Source organism: Cyanobacterium sp. (genome assembly GCF_054166785.1).
The window spans coordinates 1-6919 of sequence record NZ_JBSZCP010000049.1; the positions used below are offsets into that span (position 1 = coordinate 1).

Consider the following 6919-nt stretch of genomic DNA (forward strand, 5'->3'; position numbering starts at 1 on the left):
CTCTTACTATGTTTCCAGTACAGGGGGAGCTACTATCGAAAAGCTCAAACAGTACATAAAGAATCAGGAAGGAGGGAAATAAAATTGGGTGTTGCTATCCTTCCCCAATCCGCTATGCTGAGATTGGAGACTGTCGCAACGAATATTCAAATTCACCATCTAAAAAAATGAAATTAATCTTAGTCTATGGCATTCCTAACTGTGGCACTTGTAAAAAAGCCATGCAATGGTTAGAAGATAATGATATTAACTATGAATTTATCAATACCAAAGAAAATAAACCCACCCAAGAGATGATTACTGATTGGGTAAAATCCTTGGGTAGTAAATCCATGCGTAACACCTCGGGAATGTCTTACCGTGCCTTGGGAGAGGAGAAAAAAACATGGAGTGATGAACAGTGGATCGAGGCTTTTTCGAGGGATGCTATGCTATTAAAAAGACCTTTGTTTGTAAAAGATGGGGAGGCAGTTTTAGTGGGATTTCGTGCTAATGATACTGTCAAGCGAGAAAAATTGTCATGGACATCACCTTAGAAGAATGTTATCAAATTTTAGAACTAGATGAGTCGGCGGAAGTAGAAGAAATAGAAAAGGCTTATTTTCGCCTTGTGGGGGAGTGTTTAAAGCGGGGAGAAAAGGAAAGGATTGAAACCATTAAAACCGCTCACCAACTGTTGATAAATCACCGTAAAATTGAACAGGAAGAAGAATCGATTAAAAGCCAAAAAGCCTATGAGCAAAAAGTTACTAATGATGTGGCACGGGCTTTGCGGGGTATGTCTTTAATGATACGGGTAGAGACTTGTGTGGAATATCTGGAGATTAAAATTAGGGGTAGTAAACCCTATCAAAAGGCAACTATTCTCAGTCTTATCTATCAATCCCTCAAGGCTTCGGAAAATTTAGAACATACTTTGGTTAAAGTAACTGCCCTGAAAACCGTTAAAACTTATTTTTGGCAAGAAAATATTAATTTTGCCCCCGATAGAAATAATCAAGTTTATTCTAATGATTATCTCCTCTTGAAAGAGGCTGAAAAAACTTTAAATACTTATGTGCTACCCATGGCAGGGGCGATCGCCCTGGCTTTTAGTTACGCCGAAGTGCTAACATGGTTTATTGGCATGTGGGTACATGAATTTGGTCATGCCACCGTGGCTTGGTTTTCAGGATATAGAGCCATGATTACCTTTGGGGCTACCATTACCACCCTACAAAAATCAAACTTTGTCTATTTTGGCATTCTTTTTTTACTAGGACTAACCTTTTATACAGGCTGGAAAGAAAAGAAAAAAGCCACCATGATTATCGCCGTTATATTGATAATTTTGCAATTCATCCTCACTTGGAGAGTAAGCTACTCAGATTATATTACCCTTATGGCATTTGGTGGCATTGGCGGAGAATTTTACCTTAGTACCCTCCTCATCATCGCCTTTTATTGGCGTTTACCCGAAAAATTTTACTGGGATTTTTGGCGCTTCGGTGCCGTTGCCATCGGTGCCATCACTTTTTTTAGTAGCTTTACCAAATGGCATAACATCAAAGTCGGTAGAGATAGCATCCCTTGGGGTACCCTGTGGGGCGGTAGGGGTGACTCTGGCGGAGACTTAAATATTTTGAATAATGAAGCAGGTTGGAGTGCTAGTCAAATTGTGGGTACTTATGTTAGTTTAGGCAATATTTGCCTAATGGTAATTATCGGCTTTTATCTATTCCATCTATTCAAAAGTCGCCCTGAATTATGGGTTAAAATACGTCAATTACTGAGGTGAAATTAGTAATAATTGATTATCTGATTTAACATTTTGTTACCAATCTGGTAGTATTGTAGTTGTAGTCACGATTTTAAAGTAACAAAACATAGTCAAACCCCAGAGCATCTTTCCTCAAATTCAAAACTTCCTCAAAATTCTTCAATTTAAAGTTGGTATCAAGCAAGAAATGGTTGTAAAGGCATACACCGCCGATCATAAAATGGAAATTTATAAGAAGCAGTTAGTGGCTGATTTTAGCATACTAACTTTTTTGTTGTCTGAGTTAGGGGTTGTCTGGGGTGATAATTATATAGTTAGAAAATTTTAGTAAATACTAAATATTTGGAGGATATAAAATGTCTGTACGTCTTTATGTAAAATTACCAAAAGCAGAATTAGAAAAAGAAAGTTTAGAAAAAATGTTTAGTGAGTTTGAACCTCCCTTCACAACTAAACTTATCAAAGAACGTAAAAAAAATGAATGTCGTGGATTTGGTTTTGTAACGGTACCTACCGATGAAGCGGCTGATGAGTTCATTACTAAGTATAATGACCAAACCTTAATTTATAATGGCGAACCTTTTAAAGATGAGGAAGGTAATGACTTTACTTTATTCATCGAGAAGGCTTTACCTCGTAATAAAAATGAAAAGGAAGGTTCCGAAGCTGAATCTGGGGAAACTGTTACCGCTAGTGCTGATGAGGGTGCAAAGGTAACTGAAAAGCCTAGTAAACGTAGTGCTGGTGCTAAAAAGGGCAAAAAAGGTCGTAAAACTTCATCTAAATCTAGTACCAAGTCTTTCTCCGTGGCAGATTCTGCACAACCTGATCCCCGTTGGGCTGATGAGTTAAGTAAATTGAAGGAAATGTTTACTTCCCAAACTACTAACTAATACAGCTTTAGTCGCACTTTTAAAAATTCCTCCAAATAATTGGGGGTTTTTTTATGGAAAAAAGAAGAGAGAATCGGCGACTTACCATGTTTCGTCTCGATTCTCTTACTTATTGTCTCCCCACACAGTCATTAGTGTAAAGGATAGGTTAAGGATTTGTCAATGTACATATGTACTATAAATCTATACTCTATCTTCGATGACTTTATCGATTAGACCATATTCCTTGGCTTCGTGGGCGGACATGAAGTAATCTCTATCGGTATCTTTTTCAATTTTTTCGATAGTTTGCCCTGTGTGGAATGCCATAATACGGTTAAGATCGTTTTTAATGCGGATGATTTCCTTGGCTTCAATTTCGATGTCGGTGGCTTGACGGCGCCCTTGAATTCCTCCTAGGGGTTGGTGAATCATGATTCGGGAGTGGGGTAGGGCGAGTCTTTTTCCTTTGGCACCAGAAGCGAGTAAAAATGCTCCCATGGAGGCGGCTAAACCAACACAGATAGTCACAACTTCTGATTTGATATGTTGCATGGTATCATAGATAGCCATTCCTGCGGTGACTGACCCCCCAGGGGAGTTGATGTAAAGGTAGATGGGTTTGTTGTTGTCTTCGGAGTCGAGGTACAACATGACGGCAATAATTTGGTTTGCTAGACTATCGTTTACCCCTCTACCAAGGAAGATAATACGCTCACGATAAAGGCGGTCGTATATATTAACCCAGTCGCTGTATGCTTGACCGGGCATTTGATAGGGAACTCTGGGTACTCCAATGGGCATCTTTTTTCCTCTTAAATCTTATGGTTATTTTAGTTGTTTATGTTGTTTTTTCGGGACGTTCGGGTTTTCTGGGCGATCGCCCCTTAATACAATGGTTAAATGGTAGTTAGGGCAGGGGATGGTAAATCTTTACTACTTTCTAGGACACGATCAATAATGCCATATTCCTTTGCCTGTTGAGGATTCATGTAGAACATGCGATCGGTATCCTTTTCAATTTTTTCCACGGGTTGCCCAGTTTTATCAGCAAAAATATTCATCATTACTCTTTTATTAGTAATAACCTCCCTCGCCCTAATTTGAATATCTGTAGCTTGTCCTTGGGCGCCTTGACGAGATTGATGTAAGATAATGGTGGCATTAGGTAAACTTGATCTACATCCTTTTGTGCCAGAAGCCAAAATCATGGCCGCCGTACCCATAGCTTGACCTAAACAAATAGTATGGACAGGGGGTTTAATGTAGCTCATGGTGTCACAAATAGCAAAAGCCTCGGTTTCAAAACCAATGGAATCGCCACCATACCATGATGTTCCCGTAGAATTGATATAGAGATAAATAGGCTTCTCAGGATCATCAAATTGCAAAAATAACAATTGAGCAATAATTAATTCTGTAACATCAATACCAATTTGATCCTTATATTCATCAGGAGAAACAAGGGGTAAACCCAAATAAACAATTCTCTCTTTTAACAATAATGAAGGTAAATCAGGGGGGGGTGTACGATAGGAAGCATCACCTCGGTAGGGTGCTTGTACTGCTTGAATAGGTGAATTCATATTCTTTTTTCTCACTTTGAGCTTAAACTATCTCCTTTTGATTGTGACATAATCTCGGTACTCTGTGCATTTACGGGATTTGCTACTTTTATGTTAACTTATATTAAGTTTTATAATTAGTTTTTAGATCAATTGAGGAAAACAAATGGAATCAGTTAAAGTATGGTCGCAATTTGCCCATCCCGTCTTGATGTGGGTATTATTTGGTACGGCAATCTATTCCCTTTATTTGGGAATTAAAGTAAAACGTCTTCGTAAGGCTGATAAGGAAGAAAGAAAAGAATTAATTAAAGGAAATTTTATTAACCGTCACCACAAAGTCGGCTCTTTATTCATGGGGTTAATCGTTTTGGGTACTGTGGGCGGTATGGCAGTTACTTATATTAACAGCGGTAAATTGTTTGTAGGACCTCACCTTTTAGCGGGTTTAGGTATGATGGCTATGGTGACGACTTCTGCTTCTTTGGTGCCTTATATGCAAAAGGGTAACAGTGTCGCCCGTGCATCCCACGTGGGTATTAACATGGCTATGTTGGGGATATTTGCTTGGCAGGCGTTTACTGGGGTGCAAATTGTCCAAAAGATTATTGAAAGAATGTAGGCACAAAGAGTAATTGATAATGGAGAATGTATAATTCATAATCAATTTTTATTTGCGATAAAAGTCCTCCACAATTGGGGGATTTGTTCTAGCTTCTTATACTAACGAACAATGGGCTTAAGCCCATTGCCTATAAATGATAAATCGGATGTAATATACCTAACTAGCTCGTTTGTAAGCCTCGTCGAGTACCTCAGAAAGGGTAGGATGGGCATGGACATTAAAGGCTAATTCATGGACTGATTGACGAGATGCGATCGCATTTGCCGCCTCCTGAATTAAATCTGAAGCATGGATACCAATAATGTGTACCCCCAACAACTCCCCTGTATCCTTACGATAGATTACCTTAGCGATACCATCGGTTTCCTTTTCCGCCAAAGCCTTAGAATTTGCCTTAAAGTAGGTTTTCGCCGTTCCCACCTCAAAACCTTCATTTTTGCCCAACTCTTTGGCCTGAGGCTCATTAAGCCCCACATAACTAATCTCAGGATGGGTAAAAGCCGCCGCAGGAATACTACGATAATCGATGGTTTTATCATTCCCACACATATTTTCCACCGCCACAATGCCCTGCCCAGAAGCAGCGTGGGCTAACATCATCTTACCATTAGCATCACCCACCGCCCAGAGATGGGGTACTACCTCACCATCTTTTAAGACTTGCATCCTGTCATTGACAGGGATAAAACCTCTTTCGGTTTCGATACCCAAGTTTTCCAACCCTAAATTTTTAGTAGCAGGAATGCGCCCTGTGGCAACTAAACAGGCATCCACTTCCAACACTTCCACCACTTCTTTAGTTTTAGCGTCCGTCAATTCAATCATTACAGGGGTACCTGGAATTACCTTGGTGGCGAATACCCCCGTATAGGTTTCAATGTCACGGCTATTGATTAATACTTTTTCGGCAATTTTAGCAATATCAGGGTCAAAAGTGGGCATCAAGTTATCCATGGCTTCAATCATCGTAATTTCTGAGCCAAGGGCGGTATAAACATCGGCAAATTCTAAGCCGATATAACCACTACCAATAACCGCTATCCATTGGGGTAAAGATTCTAATTTAACGGCATGATCGCTAGTATAAACCGTTTTACCATCAATCTCTACACCCCTTGGCACAAAAGGCACTGAACCAGGGCAGAGCATAATTTCTTTGGCGGTGATAATCTTTTCTCCTGAGTCAGTTTCTACCGCTACTTTTTGGGGGGCAACTACTTTTCCCCATCCTCGAATGGTTTCTACCTTTAATCTTTTGAGGCTGTTGGTTAAGTCTCCCCTAATTTTACTTACTAAATCATTGGCATGGGATGCGATCGCACCGTGGTCAAAGGTAACAGTACCAACATTTACACCCATTTCCTGTAGATGGGAAGTATCTGCCAATTCCCTCACTTTTCCAGAAGCCGCCAAAAGAGCCTTAGAAGGAATACAACCACGGTTTACACAAGTACCTCCCATATCAGCCGCTTCAATGATAGCGGTTTTTAAACCCATTTTTACAGCGTGTAAGGCGGCACCATGGCCACCTACCCCAGCACCAATAATAACTAAATCATAATCAAACTGACTCATAATCTTTTAATTTAACAATAGTTTCAATCCTTCTATTGTACTGAGACATTGAACAATGGACAATTGACCAATAAAGTTAATTATTAGGGCAAAATAAATATATAAATAAGTATTTTCCAATCTCTTAACTATTTCCATGCAACCATTAACCTCCCTTCGCTTAAGAATAATACTCCTTTTCGTTATTCCTCTCCTCAGTAGCATTGGTTTAGTGGGTTATATTTCCTTTAACAGTAGCAGTAGAGCAGTAGAAAAACTTGCCCAACAACTACAAAAAGAAATCAACAGCAAAGTTGAACAACAATTAAATAATTACTTATCTCAACCCCTAGAAATTAATCAACTTAATATCAGTAATCGTGAATTGGGAATACTTGACTATCGGTACTTAAACAGAAAAGTAAGGTAAACTAATAATAAAAGTAGACAGAGTGACAACATTAGGTCATTATGAAAGAAACAACGTCTTCGTCCATGCCACCATGTTTTAATCGTTGGTGTGAAAAATTCGACCCATTATTAA

The 6919-nt window shown here is 39.3% G+C and carries 9 protein-coding genes and 1 pseudogene; 7 read left to right on the forward strand and 3 right to left on the reverse strand.

Features of this window, described 5'->3' with window-relative positions; translation table 11 throughout:
* The 5 genes and pseudogenes from ACXITR_RS10240 to ACXITR_RS10260 form a co-directional block, all read left to right on the forward strand.
* Positions 1–82, forward strand: a pseudogene (locus ACXITR_RS10240) (IS200/IS605 family transposase); the annotation flags it as partial.
* A gap of 85 nt (positions 83–167) precedes the next feature.
* Complete coding sequence (locus ACXITR_RS10245; protein WP_457997130.1) at positions 168–536, forward strand: Spx/MgsR family RNA polymerase-binding regulatory protein; 369 nt, start codon at positions 168–170, stop codon at positions 534–536.
* Positions 521–1777 (forward strand): J domain-containing protein, encoded by a 1257-nt coding sequence (locus tag ACXITR_RS10250; protein ID WP_457997131.1) that lies wholly within the window; start codon positions 521–523, stop codon positions 1775–1777. The genes ACXITR_RS10245 and ACXITR_RS10250 overlap by 16 nt, the downstream gene beginning before the upstream one ends.
* A gap of 169 nt (positions 1778–1946) precedes the next feature.
* Positions 1947–2087, forward strand: coding sequence for a hypothetical protein (locus ACXITR_RS10255; RefSeq protein ID WP_457997132.1), 141 nt, complete (start codon positions 1947–1949; stop codon positions 2085–2087).
* 28 nt (positions 2088–2115) lie between these two features.
* Positions 2116–2652 carry an RNA recognition motif domain-containing protein gene (locus ACXITR_RS10260; protein WP_457997133.1) on the forward strand — a complete coding sequence of 179 codons (537 nt, stop codon included), beginning with the start codon at positions 2116–2118 and terminating at the stop codon, positions 2650–2652.
* A 183-nt stretch (positions 2653–2835) separates the two neighbouring features.
* Here ACXITR_RS10260 and ACXITR_RS10265 read toward each other — a convergent pair whose 3' ends face one another.
* Positions 2836–3435 carry an ATP-dependent Clp protease proteolytic subunit gene (locus ACXITR_RS10265; RefSeq protein ID WP_069791200.1) on the reverse strand — a complete coding sequence of 200 codons (600 nt, stop codon included), beginning with the start codon at positions 3433–3435 and terminating at the stop codon, positions 2836–2838.
* Positions 3436–3530: 95 nt separating this feature from the next.
* Positions 3531–4217 (reverse strand): ATP-dependent Clp protease proteolytic subunit, encoded by a 687-nt coding sequence (locus ACXITR_RS10270; RefSeq protein WP_457997134.1) that lies wholly within the window; start codon positions 4215–4217, stop codon positions 3531–3533.
* A gap of 145 nt (positions 4218–4362) precedes the next feature.
* On the opposite strand from ACXITR_RS10270, the gene ACXITR_RS10275 reads away from it, so the two are divergent.
* Positions 4363–4818 carry a DUF4079 domain-containing protein gene (locus tag ACXITR_RS10275; protein WP_457997135.1) on the forward strand — a complete coding sequence of 152 codons (456 nt, stop codon included), beginning with the start codon at positions 4363–4365 and terminating at the stop codon, positions 4816–4818.
* Between the two features lie 159 nt (positions 4819–4977).
* Here the strand turns inward: ACXITR_RS10275 and lpdA are convergent, their stop codons facing one another.
* A complete protein-coding gene (lpdA, locus tag ACXITR_RS10280) occupies positions 4978–6396 on the reverse strand; it encodes a dihydrolipoyl dehydrogenase (protein WP_457997136.1) in 1419 nt (472 codons plus the stop codon).
* Between the two features lie 136 nt (positions 6397–6532).
* Here lpdA and ACXITR_RS10285 point away from each other — a divergent pair, with 136 nt between their 5' ends.
* The gene (locus ACXITR_RS10285; protein WP_457997137.1) at positions 6533–6805 is read left to right on the forward strand and encodes a hypothetical protein; all 273 of its coding nucleotides are present in this window, start codon (positions 6533–6535) and stop codon (positions 6803–6805) included.
* The last annotated feature ends 114 nt before the right edge of the window (positions 6806–6919 follow it).

What these genes read in the sequence shown, in the direction of transcription:
- ACXITR_RS10255 (WP_457997132.1), top strand. Translation starts at nt 1,947, where the DNA reads ATGGTTGTAAAGGCATACACCGCCGATCATAAAATGGAAATTTATAAG.
- ACXITR_RS10250 (WP_457997131.1), top strand. Translation starts at nt 521, where the DNA reads ATGGACATCACCTTAGAAGAATGTTATCAAATTTTAGAACTAGATGAG.
- ACXITR_RS10260 (WP_457997133.1), top strand. Translation starts at nt 2,116, where the DNA reads ATGTCTGTACGTCTTTATGTAAAATTACCAAAAGCAGAATTAGAAAAA.
- lpdA (WP_457997136.1), bottom strand. Translation starts at nt 6,396, where the DNA reads ATGAGTCAGTTTGATTATGATTTAGTTATTATTGGTGCTGGGGTAGGT.
- ACXITR_RS10265 (WP_069791200.1), bottom strand. Translation starts at nt 3,435, where the DNA reads ATGCCCATTGGAGTACCCAGAGTTCCCTATCAAATGCCCGGTCAAGCA.
- ACXITR_RS10285 (WP_457997137.1), top strand. Translation starts at nt 6,533, where the DNA reads ATGCAACCATTAACCTCCCTTCGCTTAAGAATAATACTCCTTTTCGTT.
- ACXITR_RS10275 (WP_457997135.1), top strand. Translation starts at nt 4,363, where the DNA reads ATGGAATCAGTTAAAGTATGGTCGCAATTTGCCCATCCCGTCTTGATG.
- ACXITR_RS10245 (WP_457997130.1), top strand. Translation starts at nt 168, where the DNA reads ATGAAATTAATCTTAGTCTATGGCATTCCTAACTGTGGCACTTGTAAA.
- ACXITR_RS10270 (WP_457997134.1), bottom strand. Translation starts at nt 4,217, where the DNA reads ATGAATTCACCTATTCAAGCAGTACAAGCACCCTACCGAGGTGATGCT.